This is a genomic window from Marinactinospora endophytica, assembly GCF_054780875.1.
The window spans coordinates 1-13,007 of record NZ_BAAGVM010000015.1; the positions used below are offsets into that span (position 1 = coordinate 1).

Genomic DNA, 13,007 nt, shown 5'->3' on the forward strand with positions numbered 1-13,007 from the left:
GGCCCCGGCCGCGCCGAGGGGGCGGTCCCGGCGGGCGCCGCCGGGACCCTCGCGCCGGACCGGCGCGGGCTGATAGGACTGATCACGTGGTGGTCAGGCGGGAACAGGCGCGTGCGGCGGCGGGAGACAACGCGCGGGAGGTGATCGAACGCCTGCGGCGGGTCCTCCCGGCCGAGGTCGTGCGCGGCGACGCGACGACCCGGGCCGCCTACGTCTCCGACGGCTCGGTCTTTCGGATCCCGCCGTCGGCCGTCGTGCTGCCCCGAGACGCTGACGACGTCGCCCGGGTGCTGGAGGTCGCGCGGGAGAGCCGCACCCCGGTCACCGCGCGCGGGGGTGGCACCTCCATCGCCGGCAACGCGATCGGCGAGGGCATCGTGCTGGACTTCTCCCGGCACATGGACCGCATCGTCTCCATCGACCCCGGGACGCGCACGGCCGTCGTGCAGCCCGGTGTCGTGCTGGACGACCTGCGCGCCGCGGCGGCGGCGCACGGGCTGACCTTCGGCCCCGACCCCTCCACCCACTCCCGCTGCACGATCGGCGGGATGATCGGCAACAACGCCTGCGGTCCGCACTCGGTGCGCTGGGGGACCACCGCCGACAACGTGATCGGGCTGCGGGGGCTGCTCGCCGACGGCCGCGCCATCGACGCCGGGCGGGGGAGCAGCGGAGACCCCGACATCGACGACCGGCTGCGCCGCCTGCGCGACCGTCACCTCGTCCCCCTACGCACCGAACTGGGGCGCTTCAGCCGCCAGGTCTCCGGTTACGGCCTGCACCACCTGCTGCCCGAGAACGGTTTCGACGTCGCCAAGGCCCTGGTCGGCAGCGAGAGCACGTGCGCGGTGGTCACCGAGGCCACCGTCCGGCTCGTCCCCTCCCCTCCGGTGCGCCTCCTGGTGGTCTTCGGGTTCCCCGACGTCTTCGAGGCGGCGACCGCGGCCGCCGATGTGGCGCGCTGTGACGTCTTGACCGTGGAGGGCATGGCCCGCGACCTCATCGACGCGTTGCGGACCCGGCCCGGCCGCGAACAGGCGGGTGGCGAACTTCCCCCCGGTGACGGATGGCTGTACTGCGAGGTGGGTGGCGCCGACACCGAACAGGCCATGGCGGCCGCGCGAGCCGTCACGGCGTTGGTCGCCGAGCGTTTCCCCGCGGCGAGCGCGCGGGTGGTGACCGACCCGGCCCAGGCGCGTGCCCTCTGGGCCATCCGCGAGGCCGGGGCGGGCATCGCCGCGCGGATGGCCGACGGCGGCGAGGCGTGGGCGGGCTGGGAGGACTCCGCCGTACCGGTGGGCGCGCTCGCCGACTACCTGCGCGACCTCTACCGGTTGATGGACTCCCACGGGCTGCGCGGTATCCCCTACGGCCATTTCGGCGAGGGGTGCCTGCACCTGCGCTGTGACTACGATCTGCACACCGAACACGGGCTCGCCGCCTATCGGGCGTTCATGGCCGACGCCGCCGATCTCGTCGCCGCGCACGGCGGTTCGGTGTCCGGAGAGCACGGTGACGGCCGGGCCCGTTCCGAGCTGCTGCCGCGCATGTACGGTCCGCAGACGCTGACGGCCTTCGCCGCCTTCAAGGAGGTGTTCGACCCGGAGCGGCTGCTCAACCCCGGGGTGCTGGTCGATCCGGCCCCGCTGGACGCCGAGGTCCGCCCCGGGCCGGGGCACGATCGCCTGGACCTCCTTCCCGTGCACGCGCTGAGCGGCGACGGCGGGTCCTTCGCCCGCGCGGTCGGCCGTTGCGTGGGGGTGGGGTCGTGTCGCACGCTGCACGCCGGATCGATGTGCCCCTCCTTCAAGGCGACCCGGGACGAGGTCCACTCCACGCGAGGCAGGGCCCGGGTGCTGGCCGAGATGCTCAGGGGACAGACCCTGCCGCGTGGGTGGCGCTCCACCGAGGTGCGCGACGCGCTGGACCTGTGCCTGTCGTGCAAGGCCTGTGCCACCGCGTGTCCGGTCAACGTGGACATGGCCACCTACAAGGCGGAGTTCCTGCACCGCCACTACGCCTGGCGGCCCCGTCCGTTGGCCCACCTGTCGATGGGGTGGCTTCCGGTGTGGTCCCGTCTGGTGACCGCGGCGGCTCCGGTCGCGCGGGCGGTCAACGCGCTGACGGCCCGCCCGGCGGTGGCCGCCCTGGTCAAGCGGATCGCGGGGATCGAGCCGAGGCGAGAGATGATCGGCTTCGCCGCGCCGACGCTGCGCCGGTGGATGGGGAGGCGCCCTTCATCTCAGAAAATCTACAATGTAAAGGCAGTGGCACGAGACACGACATCCCAGAGTCCCCGAACCGTCGTGCTGTGGCCCGACACCTTCACCAACTTCCACGATCCCGGGCCCGGCCGAGCCGCGGTGGAGGTACTGGAGACACTGGGATACCGCGTCGAACTACCGCGCGGCCCCGTGTGCTGTGGACTCACCTGGCACTCCACCGGCCAGCTCGGCCCGGCCCGCCGCGCCCTGCGCGGGGCGTTGCGCGCCCTGGAGGAGGCGCTCGCCGCGGACAGGCCGGTGCTGGTGCTGGAGCCCTCCTGCGCCGTGATGCTGCGGGAGGAGGCGCGCGAGCTGCTGCCGGACGATCCGCGCGCGCACCGTCTGGCCCGGCTGGTCACCACGCTGGCCGAGCTCGTCGACGCCCACGACGGTCCCTGGCCCTTCGGTGACCTCGACGTCGACGCCGTCACCCAGATCCACTGCCACCAGGAGGCGAAGGGGTCCTTCGACGCCGACCTGAGGGTGCTGGGGCGCCTGCGCGTCCGGTCCGACAGGATCGGTTCGGGCTGCTGCGGCCTCGCCGGCAACTTCGGGTTCGAACGCGGCCACTGGGAGGTCTCCCAGGCCTGCGCCGAGCGCGAGCTCTATCCCAAGGTCCGGGCCGCGGCCCGCGAGGACCTGGTCCTCGCCGACGGCTTCTCCTGCCGCACCCAGATCGCCCAGGGCACCGACCGGCGCGCCCGGCACCTCGCCGAGGTCCTGCACGCGGCACTGCGCGCTGGAGGGGACCGCGGACCGGGCGCCCCCTCCGGCGGAGCGCGCGAGGAGACGTGACCCGAGCCCCGCGACGGGAGACGCGGGCGCACTCCTCCCGAACAGGGTGCGGCGCGGGGGCGCGGGCGGACTCCCGCGAGAACGGACCGTCGTTTCGCGCAAGGGGCGGGGGGTAGCTGGCGGCCGAGCCGAGTGTGGGGAGCCGCCATGGAGCCGGACTTCGATCCGTCCGACTACGGAAGCCGTATCGCCGACATCTACGACGCGACCGTCAAGGGGCTGCCGACCGAGGCGGCCGTGGCCTGTCTGGCCAAGCTGAGCGAGGGCGGACCCGTCCTGGAGTTCGGGGTCGGCACCGGACGCCTGGCCCTGCCCCTGGTACAGCGAGGCATCCCCGTGGCCGGTATCGAGGGCTCGCCCGACATGGCCGCCCAGCTGCGGGCCAAACCCGGGGGCCGCGACATCCCCGTCCACATGGGCGACTTCTCCCAGACCCGGGTGGAGGGCGAGTTCGCCCTGGTGCTGCTCGCCCTGAACACCGTCTTCGCCCTGCCCTCCCAGGAGGCGCAGGTCCGCTGTTTCGCCAACGCGGCGGCCCACCTGCGCGAGGGCGGCCGTTTCGTCGTCGAGGCGTGGACGCCGGATTCGGCGGCCTTCCGGGACGGCAAGGCCGTACGGCTGCTGTCGGTGGCCGAGGACGAGGTCGTGCTGGAGGCGGCGCAGATCTTCCCCGCCGACCAGTACATGCGCACCACCAAGGTGCGCGTCACCTCGCGCGGGGTGCGGCTGCTGCCCGCCAACCACCGTTACGCCTGGCCGGCGGAGCTGGACCTGATGGCCCGGCTGGCCGGGCTGGAGCTGGAACATCGCTGGTCCGACTGGCACGGTACCCCCTTCGCCGACACCAGCCGCGAGCACGTCACGGTCTACCGCCGCCCCTGCTGACCCCACGTGCTATTGGAGAGGAGAACCGTATGCCGCTGCCCACGCCCCGCGGACCGCTCACCGAAGCGCTGTTCGCCGAGCTGACCGGCCCTGTCGGCGAGCTGGCGCCCCTGCCGGCGCCCGCGCGGGGACCGGCCGACACCGCGCTCCACGACGAGGATCTCCAGCTCGCCCTCCACGTCTGCTACGAGCTGCACTACAACGGCTACGACGAGGTCGCCGCCGACTGGGAGTGGGAGCCCTCGCTGTTGCGGGTCCGCCGCGGGCTGGAGCGGCGCTTCGAACAGGCGCTGCGCGCGGTGGTGCCGCCGCTGCCCCGCGTCGACGCCGCCGAGGTCCCACGCGCGTTGGCGCGGATGACCGCGCGGGAGACGGGACCGTCGCTGTCGGCGTTCCTGCAACGCCGCGCGGACATCGAGCAGTTCCGCGAGTTCGTCGTCCACCGCTCGGTCTACCATCTGAAGGAGGCCGATCCGCACACCTGGGCGATCCCCCGGTTGAGGGGGGCGGCCAAGGCCGCCCTGGTGGAGATCCAGGCCGATGAGTACGGGGGCGGCCGGCCCGAACGCATGCACGCCGAGCTGTTCCGCGCGACCATGCGCGGCCTGGGCCTGGACGACTCCTACGGAGCCCACGTGGAGCGGGCTCCCGCGATCACCCTCGCCGTGGACAACGCCATGTCACTCCTTGGCCTGCACCGGTCCCGGCGGGCCGCGCTGCTGGGACACCTCGCGGCCTTCGAGATGACCTCCTCCCTGCCCAATCGCGCCTATTCGGCGGGGCTGCGCCGGTTGGGGGCCGACGCGGCGACGCGCCTCTTCTACGACGAGCACGTCCAGGCCGACGCGGTCCACGAGCAGGTCGCCGCGCACGACATGTGCGGCCGCTTCGCCGGGGAGCACCCCGACCTCGCCGGGGAGGTGCTGTTCGGAGCCGGGGTCTGCCTGGAACTGGACCGCCTGTTCGCCACGCACCTGATGGCCTGCTGGGAGCGGGGCGCGTCCTCGCTGCGCGCCGAGGATCCGATCGGCCGGGGGGTGCCGGCGTGAACGCCCCCGCGCTGTCCTACGTGCTCCCCCTCCGGTGGGAGGGGGACGAGGGACTGGCCGAGCTGACCGGCTACCTGCGCCGCATCGCCGCCCGGGCCGAGGTGCTCGTCGTGGACGGGTCCCCGCCGGAGGTCTTCGCCGCCCACGCCCGCGCCTGGGCGGGACTGGTCACCCATCTCCGCCCCGACCCGGACCTGCGGTGCGCCAACGGGAAGGTGTGGGGCGTGCTCACGGGGATGCGGCACGCCGGGGCGGAGCGGGTGATCGTCGCCGACGACGACGTCCGCTACGACGCGCGCGCACTGGCGGATGTCGCCGCCCTGCTGGAACACGCCGACCTCGTGCGACCGCAGAACTACTTCGACCCGCTCCCCTGGCACGCCCTCTGGGACACCGCGCGCACCCTTCTCAACCGTGGCGTGGGCCACGACTATCCGGGCACCTTCGGGGTGCGCCGGTCGACCTTCCTGCGCATGGGGGGATACGACGGTGATGTCCTGTTCGAGAACCTGGAGTTGATCCGTACCGTACGGGCGCACGGCGGGGTGGAGGTCCGGCCGGCCCATCTGCACGTCCGACGGCGGCCCCCCACCACGAGGCGCTTTTGGGACCAGCGGCTTCGCCAGGCCTACGACGACACCGCACAGCCGTTGCGCATGGCGCTGTTCCTGGCGGTGCTGCCGGCCGTGGGCGTCGCGCTGCGGGGACGTCATTACCGGGCGCTGGCCGCGGGGGCCGGCGCGCTGGTCGCGCTGGCCGAGTGGGGCAGGCGCAGGGGGGAGGGGACCCGGGTGTTCCCGCTCCGGGCCAGCCTGCTGGCCCCGGTGTGGGTGCTCGAGCGCGGGGTGTGCAGCTGGGGGGCGCTGGCCGCCGCGGTCAGCGGCAGGGGGGTGGCCTACGCGGGAGGACGCCTGCGGGTGGCCGCGCACCCCTCCAGGGCGCTACGTCGGCGCGCCGTCCGGGGGAGGATCCTCGCGTGGCGCGACCTCGGCACCGCTGGGCGCGACGAAGCCGATCGCCTTGTGGGAGCCGTCGCAGAACGGTTTCACGGCTGAGGCGCCGCACCGGCACAGTGCGACCGTGCGCCGGCCGGGGTCGATCTCCTCGCCCTCGTGGGTGGTCAGCCGGAACGCGCCTCTAAGGAGCAGGGGGCCGTTCTCGCACGGGGTCACCGTCACCGCGTCTGTGCCTTCGGACGTCTCCACGCTCCCCGGCTACCCGACGGTGGCCGGGGTAACCGGGGAGGGGTCAGCCTCCCGGAGCCCGCCGGGGCCGGGGGAGCGGCCCGACGTCCTCGTGCCGCCCGGGAAGCAGTTCGGCGTGCCGCAGACCGGGGCCGGGACCGTGGCGGGCGGCCAGCAGGTCGCTGACCAGACCGGTGGCGAAGGCGTAGACCGCCTTGTGGGCGAGGTCGACGGCGAGTTCCCGGCGCGGCCAGGTCCAGGGGGAGCGCCGACCCCGGTCGCGTTCTCCAGGATCTGGTCGGAGGTCAGGCGGACCACGCCGAACATCGCCGACGCCCACGGGCCGCGCAGGCCCGCGCAGGACATGACGCCGCGTACGGTGCCCAGAAGCACCCCTTGGCCGACGTGCATGGCCGGGCCGGTGCCGCGGGAGGGCTCGGGCCGGCCGGTGAGGCGCTCCAGGGTCCGCGCCGGCACCTGAGAGTCGGGCCGGCCGGTGAACCGCTGCTCCAGCCGTTCGCCGAGCGTCATCACCAGGGTGCCGGCGGCGCCGGCCAGCAGTCCGTAGAGCGCGCCGCGCGAGAAAACGCCGTTCATCTTGCCTCCGTCCTCCTGCGTCGGGACAGGGCGGCGGCTTCGCCGCCCGCAGGGCGGCTGCCCGCGCGGTGAGGGGACAAACACCCCGGAGGGGAGCGCGGCGGGGGAGGCTGAGCGCGGGGAAGCCGGTCCCGCCTGGCGGCGTCCCGTGGCGCGGTGGACGCCGAGGCGACACCGTCCCGCCCCGGGCCCCGGCCGGGTACCCGGCCCCTTCCCCGGGAACGCGGAGAGGGCCGCGTGTGCTTGCCGCACCGCGTGGCGCCTGCGAGAGTGACGGGCGACACAGGGGGAAGTCGTGGGACGGCAGGAAGTCGTGGAGGGGGCGTGGGCGTGCGGATCCGGGTGTATGAGGGCGCGGAGGCGTTGGAGGTCGCACCGGCGCTCGTGGAGATGTACCGAAGGGTCTTCGGCGCGCCGCCGTGGAACGAACCGGAGGAAGGGGTCGGGCTGTTCGCCCGCCGGCTGCGGACCGACGTCCTGCGCCCCGGGTTCGTGGCGGCGCTGGCGGGTGACCAGGCGCACCCCTTGGGGTTCGCCACGGCCTGGCTGACCCAGGCGCCGTTTCCCACGGACCGCCGCTACCCCGACGTCACCCGCCGTCTCGGCGCGGAGCGGGTGCGTGTCCGGCTCGTCGACGCCCTGGAGGTCGACGAGCTCGCCGTCGTTCCCGAGGGGCGTGGCGCCGGCCTGGGCACGCGCCTGCTCGACACGATGCGCGGGCGCGCTCCGCGGGGGCGGGCCTGGCTGGTCACCTCGGCCCGGTCCCCGCAGGCGGTCGGTTTCTACCGTGGTCGCGGCTGGCAGGAGGCGACCGAACCGGACGAGCCCGGGGAGGAGATCGTGGTCTTCCTGTCCCCCGAGAGCGGCTGAGGGAGCCGAGCGGTCCACGACGGGGCGGATGTCCGGTCCGCTCACCTTCGTCTACTCGGGGCGGGGCCGCGCGGGCGGGCGTCGCCAGGTCCACGCCCGCGGAACCGGCGGTGCTCACCACCCGCCGGATCTGGTGATCGTTTCGGGGGCGTCCGGACGAGTCCCGGCCCGAGGCGTTGCGGCCGTTGCGCCACCGCTTGCCGGTCCAGGTGGTGATGCCGCCGATGCGGCACGCCTCGGCGTAGGAGACTTCCTGGTCCAGGAGGCGCAAGTATGCCTCCCGCTCGCGGGCCGGCCTCCTCGGGCCGTGGGGCTCCCGGCGGTCCCGGACCTCGAAGTCGCCCATCCCACCCCTTCACGTGGGGTGCTGCAACGACCACGAGAACCCGGTTCTGTCAGGGGGCCTTCGACAGCACCCCGGTGGCGCGTCGCTCCGTCGAGAGCAGGGCGCGCCATAGCCGGGCCGGCAGCAGGGGAACCGCCCGGAGCACCGCGGCGCTCAGCGCCACCCGCGCTGCGGATGTGGGCAGGAGCGTCCGCATGGCCGTGGGCGCGATCCCGTGGGCGCGTCCGATGTAGTCGCGCAGTTCCTCCCGGTGGCCGGCGAAGGCGGCGGCGTGGTCGCCGCCGGTACGCGCCAGCCAGCGGGCGAGGGAGTGGGCGCCGACGAAGGCCACGGTGGTGCCGCCTCCCACGGCCGCTCCGGGGGCGTATCCGGCGTCCCCGGCCAGGACGATCCGGCCCCGGTGCCAGGGGTCCGATCGGACCTGTCCGATCGCGTCGAAGTAGAGGTCCTCGGCCGCGTCCAGCCCGGCGAGCAGTTCGGGGACCCGCCCTCCCTCGCCGGCGAAGGCCGCGCGCAGCAGGGCGCGGCTCCGGTCCCGGTCGCGGCGCTCCTCGGCCGGGATCTCCTCGGCGCGCCGGAACAGCAACACCGCCCGGCCCTCGCCGTCATCCGGTGTCCCATAGACCGCCGCCAATCGCCCCACCCCCAGGTGGACGGTCATACGTCCCGCCGGTACCCGCAGACCTGGGGGAGCGAAGACGGCGACGTGCCCGCCCACGTAGTGGTGGAAGCGGTCGTCGGGACCGAAGGCCAGGCGGCGCACGACCGAGCGCGTGCCATCGGCGCCGACGACCAGGTCGAAGCGGCGGGAGGGGCCGTGGTCGAATTCGACGTCCACCCCGCCGGGGTCTTCGCGCAGGGACCGCACGGAGTCGCCGAAGACGTATTCGACGTCGTGGCGGGTCCGTTCGTGGAGGAGGGCCGAGAGGTCGCCGCGCATGACCTCGACGTGTCGTTCGGTCGCACCGGTGGACAGGCGGTCCAGGTCCAGTTCGATCGGACGCCGGCCGGTGCGTTCCAGGCGCAGCGTCCGGGTCGTGGTGTCCGCCTCGCGGATCCAGGGGGCGATCCCCATCTGGTCGGCGATGTCCATGGCGGGTTCGAACAGGTCGACGGGGTGGCCGCCGGCGCGCAGGGCGGGGGCGTGTTCGACCACGACGGGGGTGAAGCCGTACCTGTGCAGCCAGTAGGCCAGGAGAGGGCCGGCGATGCCCGCTCCAGAGATGAGAACGGTGGTGCTGCGAGGTTCCATAGGGCCTCTCCTATTCATTTACTTACCGGAAGGTAAATGAATGAGGGGTGAGCGTCAACCCCGGGAAGGTGAATCGCGATCGACTAGGCTCGGGCGGTCGAGAAAGGAGGACACGCACGTGGTCCGACCGCGAACGAGCGATACCAAGGACCGGATCCGGGCCGTGGCCCTGGAGCTGTTCGCCGAACAGGGGGTCCAGCGCACCAGCCTGCGTCAGATCGCCGAACGGCTCGGGCTGACCAAGCCGGCCCTCTACTACCACTTCTCCTCGCGCGAAGAGCTCGTGCGCAGCCTCATCCAACCGCTCGTCGACGACGTCGAGTCCTTCCTCGCCCGGGTCGAGGCCGAGGAGGACGTGGACCCGCGGACCCTGCTGGCCGGCTACTACGACCTCTACCTGCGCCATCGCCGGATCACCGCGCTGGTGGCCCGCGAGCCCGACGTCTTGGGCTACCTCGACTTCGCCGCCCGGGTCGCCGACTGGCGTCTCCGGCTGATCGCCCTGCTCGCCGGCCCCGATCCCTCCCTGGAGGACCGTGCCCGCGCGGTGGTCGCCATCGGAGGACTGGCCGACTGCACGCTCGTCTTCATCGGCATGCCGCCGGAGGAGCTGCGCTCGGCGGCGCTCAACGCCGCCTGCGCGGCCCTGGGGCCGTTGCTGGAGAAGCGGTCCTAGCTCCGCCGCCTCTCCGGGAGAGCGCCGGTGGGCGCGCCGGGCCGGCCGAGCGGCCAACACGGGAACGAAACCGAACGGAGGTGCTTCGGCCCCCGGCCCGCTCGAACAGGGATGGCCCAGGGGCGTGACGGAGCGCCGATCCGGGCGGGCGCTGATCGACGAACCGCTTCGACGAGGCCCGGTCACGGTGGCGCGCGTCCTCGTCCCAAGCCGTCCAGGGCGCGCTCCCAGGAGCGGCGACCCCGCTGAGTGCGGGACCGCGGAGGCCAGGGCCATCCGGTCCCCGCTCGCCGTCTCCGATCCGTCGCCCTCGCCGCCCTCCCGATCCGACGGGCCGGGGAGGGCGGCGTCCTGCGCCGGGCTGCGCTGTTCGCCTCCCGGTACCGTGTCCCGGACGCTAGCATCGCCTACCGGGACGGCGCGGGCTCCGTCCGGCCTTCCGCCGTGCCCGGAGACAAGGCAGGGACAGGGAGACGGGCCTCGATCCAGGCCCCGTCCAGACAGTGGACCGACGAGCCCGACGGGAAGGCGGCCCGGATGAACGCACCCCCGAGGCCGCGGCCCGTCGAGGAGGCGGCCCCCATCGGCCATGAGCGCCCGTCCCCCGCGACCGAGGACGGACGTGACGAGACCACCGTGGCCCTCCTGTCCGCGGAGCCCCGGGCAGGGGGAGGAGATCCCGAGCCCACCCCGCCCCGCCCCCGTGGGGACGGGACCGCCCCGGCCGGAGCGCGGCACCAACGGGACCGGTCCGCCATCGGCCGCCACAGGCTTCGCCCCACCCCGCGCGGTCGCCGCCCCGCGCGTTGAGGCCGCCACCACGATCCGCCGGTACGGCCGGCCCGGACCCGCGGCGGCGGGGCCCCACGTCCCACCCGCGCGCCGTAACGGCCCGCCCCGGGGGTAGCGTGGACGCCCCCGACCGCAACGCCACCCGGCCCGCCGACGCCACGCGGGACTGTGGCGGCGGCCCCGTGGACGCCGCCACCGGAGTGGCCGATGGCCGCCGTCCCCTTCCCGCAGGGAACCCGCCCTCCCACCGACAGGACACCGTGGCTCCCCGGCCGGGACCAGGTTCCCGGACCCAACGCTCTGGTAAGGATCCGCTGATGCCCGACTCCTCCAAGGCACTCGACAGCCCCAACCCGAACCGGGGGGAGGATCTGACGGGTCTGCCCCGCCCCGGCGGCATGACACACCAGGGGTGCATCTACTCCGGCGACGCGGAGTTCCTCGACATGGCCCTCCCCTTCCTCAGGGGCGCCGTCGAGGCGGGAGAGCCGGCGATCGCCGCGACGACGCCGCGCAACCTGTGCCTGCTGCGCGAGGCCCTGGGAGATCAAGGGGGAGGGATCGAAGGGGTGGAGTCGGTGCGGTTCGGTGCCCGGCCCCCCGAGCGGATCACCGTCTTCGACCGCTACTGGCGACGGCACGCCGCTACCGCCGCCCGGGTGCGCATCCTCGCCGAACCGGTGTGGACGGGGCGTTCGCCCAGCGAGATCGACGCCTGGACGCGCATGGAGTCCGCTCTCAACGCGCTGTTCGCGGCCACCGGGATCTGGATGATCTGCCCCTACGACGCGCGATCGGTGCCGGCGCCGATCCTCGCCGACGCCGTACGCACCCACCCGGAGATGGTCCAGGGGCGCCACGCGGTTCCCAGTCCCGACTACGTCGATCCCAGCGCGTTCGCTCCGGGAGGAGGACCACGCACGTTACGCCCGGCACCGCCCCGGCGGGCCGAACGCAGGTTCGGCTACGCCGACTTCGCGAGCGTGCGCGCGTGGGTGGCGGCCTACGCGGCCCGGGCCGGCGTCCCGGCGCGCGCAGCCGCCGACCTGGTGCTCGCGGTCAACGAGCTGGCCTCCAACACGGCCGAGCATGGGAGCGGCCGCGGTTCCGTGCGCCTGTGGACCGAGGCCGACGAGGTGCTGTGCGAGGTCGTCGATGACACCGTGCGCGGCCCCGCCGCCACGTCGTGGCGGCCGCTGGCGCCGATGGCCGGAGCCCCGCCCGACCCCCACAGCGGCCGTGGACGGGGACTGTGGCTGGTGCGCCAGCTGTGCGACCTGGTCGAGATCCACTCCGCGGACGGCGCCACCACGGTGCGCCTTCACATGCGGCTGTCCCGCTAGGGCGGCGGACCGCCCCGCGGCGCCGTCCGCGCCAGGGGCCGCTCAACCCAGCAGGCCGTCCTCCCAGCGCTGCCGGTTGTCCAGGATGTGGTCGGCGTTGGCCCGCCAGATGCGGCCGTGTCCCTCGCGCCACAACCGTTCCCACGGGGCATTGCCCCGGGCCGCCTGTTCGGCGAGGAGGTCGTGCATGGCGCGGGCGCGCTCGGCCGTCAGACCGATCAGCCGTCTGCGGTCGTCCTCGTCCTCCAGCCCGTAGCCCTCGACCAGCGCGCGCATCCGCTCCACGGGGTCGCCGCGGCGCAGGGCCGGCTCGGCGGACAAGGGGACGAAGGAGACCACCGCGTAGGCGAGATCCCACAGCCGGGTTCCCGGGGCCGCGGTGTCCCAGTCGATGAACGCCCAGGAGTCGGTGCCGGCGATGAGGTTCCACGGCGCGAGGTCGTGGTGGGCGATGATCTCGTCACCGGCCTGCGGGTACAGGACCCGCCACCGGGCGCCCGGGGGAGGCGTGAACCCCGCCACCGCGTCGTGGAAGTCCCGGATGATGTGTCCCACCCGGGTCAGCGCCGAGCGAGGCTCCATGAGGTCGAAGCGCTCGGGCCACGTGGGGACCCCCGGGCAGTAGGACAGCACCTCGCGTCCCCGCTCGTCCAGGCCCAGCGCGCGTGGGGCGGCGTGGAAGCCGACGGAGTGCAGGTGGTCCAGCAGGGCGTGGACGGCCGGTGTCCAGGGACCCGCAGGGCGGCGTACGGTGTCGCCGACCCGCACCACCCCCGCACTGACATTCCCTCCCGAGAGGGGTTCCTCGTCGAAGGTCATGCCCCGATCATCTGGCATCGCGCCGCGGTTTCCCACGGTTGATATCGCCCGCCCGCGTGACCCAAAGTAGTGGTGAGAATGCGTAGGGGGAACGTCACTGCGCAACCGGATAGTGACTGTGAGGCGTTATTGTCG

At 74.0% G+C, this 13,007-nt stretch carries 11 protein-coding genes; 7 read left to right on the forward strand and 4 right to left on the reverse strand.

The features are described 5' to 3' along the window. Positions 1-86 precede the first annotated feature (86 nt). The 4 genes from ACYVHU_RS23430 to ACYVHU_RS23445 all read left to right on the forward strand — a co-directional run bounded on the left by ACYVHU_RS23430 (position 87) and on the right by ACYVHU_RS23445 (position 6,048). The gene (locus tag ACYVHU_RS23430) at positions 87-3,059 is read left to right on the forward strand and encodes an FAD-binding and (Fe-S)-binding domain-containing protein (RefSeq protein WP_498949515.1); all 2,973 of its coding nucleotides are present in this window, start codon (positions 87-89) and stop codon (positions 3,057-3,059) included. 147 nt (positions 3,060-3,206) lie between these two features. Continuing rightward, positions 3,207-3,944, forward strand: a complete 738-nt coding sequence (locus ACYVHU_RS23435) for a class I SAM-dependent DNA methyltransferase (RefSeq protein ID WP_078763697.1) — start codon at positions 3,207-3,209, stop codon at positions 3,942-3,944. A 29-nt stretch (positions 3,945-3,973) separates the two neighbouring features. Further along, complete coding sequence (locus ACYVHU_RS23440; RefSeq protein WP_078763696.1) at positions 3,974-4,993, forward strand: iron-containing redox enzyme family protein; 1,020 nt, start codon at positions 3,974-3,976, stop codon at positions 4,991-4,993. Beyond that, complete coding sequence (locus ACYVHU_RS23445; protein ID WP_078763695.1) at positions 4,990-6,048, forward strand: glycosyltransferase family 2 protein; 1,059 nt, start codon at positions 4,990-4,992, stop codon at positions 6,046-6,048. Before ACYVHU_RS23440 ends, ACYVHU_RS23445 begins: the two co-directional genes overlap by 4 nt. Here ACYVHU_RS23445 and ACYVHU_RS23450 read toward each other — a convergent pair. Together ACYVHU_RS23450 and ACYVHU_RS23455 are read right to left on the reverse strand one after the other, a co-directional pair. Continuing rightward, the gene (locus ACYVHU_RS23450; RefSeq protein ID WP_078763694.1) at positions 5,935-6,198 is read right to left on the reverse strand and encodes a CDGSH iron-sulfur domain-containing protein; all 264 of its coding nucleotides are present in this window, start codon (positions 6,196-6,198) and stop codon (positions 5,935-5,937) included. The two genes, ACYVHU_RS23445 and ACYVHU_RS23450, sit on opposite strands and share 114 nt — an antisense overlap. A gap of 9 nt (positions 6,199-6,207) precedes the next feature. After that, positions 6,208-6,774: a hypothetical protein gene (locus tag ACYVHU_RS23455; protein WP_498949516.1), complete on the reverse strand. Its 567-nt coding sequence runs from the start codon at positions 6,772-6,774 to the stop codon at positions 6,208-6,210. 324 nt (positions 6,775-7,098) lie between these two features. On the opposite strand from ACYVHU_RS23455, the gene ACYVHU_RS23460 reads away from it, so the two are divergent. After that, complete coding sequence (locus tag ACYVHU_RS23460; protein WP_200813747.1) at positions 7,099-7,644, forward strand: GNAT family N-acetyltransferase; 546 nt, start codon at positions 7,099-7,101, stop codon at positions 7,642-7,644. 395 nt (positions 7,645-8,039) lie between these two features. Here ACYVHU_RS23460 and ACYVHU_RS23465 read toward each other — a convergent pair whose 3' ends face one another. Beyond that, positions 8,040-9,242: a Rossmann-fold NAD(P)-binding domain-containing protein gene (locus tag ACYVHU_RS23465; protein WP_498949517.1), complete on the reverse strand. Its 1,203-nt coding sequence runs from the start codon at positions 9,240-9,242 to the stop codon at positions 8,040-8,042. Positions 9,243-9,360: 118 nt separating this feature from the next. On the opposite strand from ACYVHU_RS23465, the gene ACYVHU_RS23470 reads away from it, so the two are divergent. Together ACYVHU_RS23470 and ACYVHU_RS23475 are read left to right on the forward strand one after the other, a co-directional pair. Next, complete coding sequence (locus ACYVHU_RS23470; RefSeq protein ID WP_078763691.1) at positions 9,361-9,918, forward strand: TetR/AcrR family transcriptional regulator; 558 nt, start codon at positions 9,361-9,363, stop codon at positions 9,916-9,918. Positions 9,919-11,027: 1,109 nt separating this feature from the next. Continuing rightward, positions 11,028-12,053: a sensor histidine kinase gene (locus ACYVHU_RS23475; RefSeq protein WP_078763690.1), complete on the forward strand. Its 1,026-nt coding sequence runs from the start codon at positions 11,028-11,030 to the stop codon at positions 12,051-12,053. 42 nt (positions 12,054-12,095) lie between these two features. Here ACYVHU_RS23475 and ACYVHU_RS23480 read toward each other — a convergent pair whose 3' ends face one another. After that, positions 12,096-12,872, reverse strand: coding sequence for a phosphotransferase (locus tag ACYVHU_RS23480; RefSeq protein ID WP_078763689.1), 777 nt, complete (start codon positions 12,870-12,872; stop codon positions 12,096-12,098). Between the last annotated feature and the right edge of the window lie 135 nt (positions 12,873-13,007).

What these genes read in the sequence shown, in the direction of transcription:
- ACYVHU_RS23465 (WP_498949517.1), bottom strand. Translation starts at nt 9,242, where the DNA reads ATGGAACCTCGCAGCACCACCGTTCTCATCTCTGGAGCGGGCATCGCC.
- ACYVHU_RS23440 (WP_078763696.1), top strand. Translation starts at nt 3,974, where the DNA reads ATGCCGCTGCCCACGCCCCGCGGACCGCTCACCGAAGCGCTGTTCGCC.
- ACYVHU_RS23475 (WP_078763690.1), top strand. Translation starts at nt 11,028, where the DNA reads ATGCCCGACTCCTCCAAGGCACTCGACAGCCCCAACCCGAACCGGGGG.
- ACYVHU_RS23480 (WP_078763689.1), bottom strand. Translation starts at nt 12,872, where the DNA reads ATGACCTTCGACGAGGAACCCCTCTCGGGAGGGAATGTCAGTGCGGGG.
- ACYVHU_RS23435 (WP_078763697.1), top strand. Translation starts at nt 3,207, where the DNA reads ATGGAGCCGGACTTCGATCCGTCCGACTACGGAAGCCGTATCGCCGAC.
- ACYVHU_RS23455 (WP_498949516.1), bottom strand. Translation starts at nt 6,774, where the DNA reads ATGAACGGCGTTTTCTCGCGCGGCGCGCTCTACGGACTGCTGGCCGGC.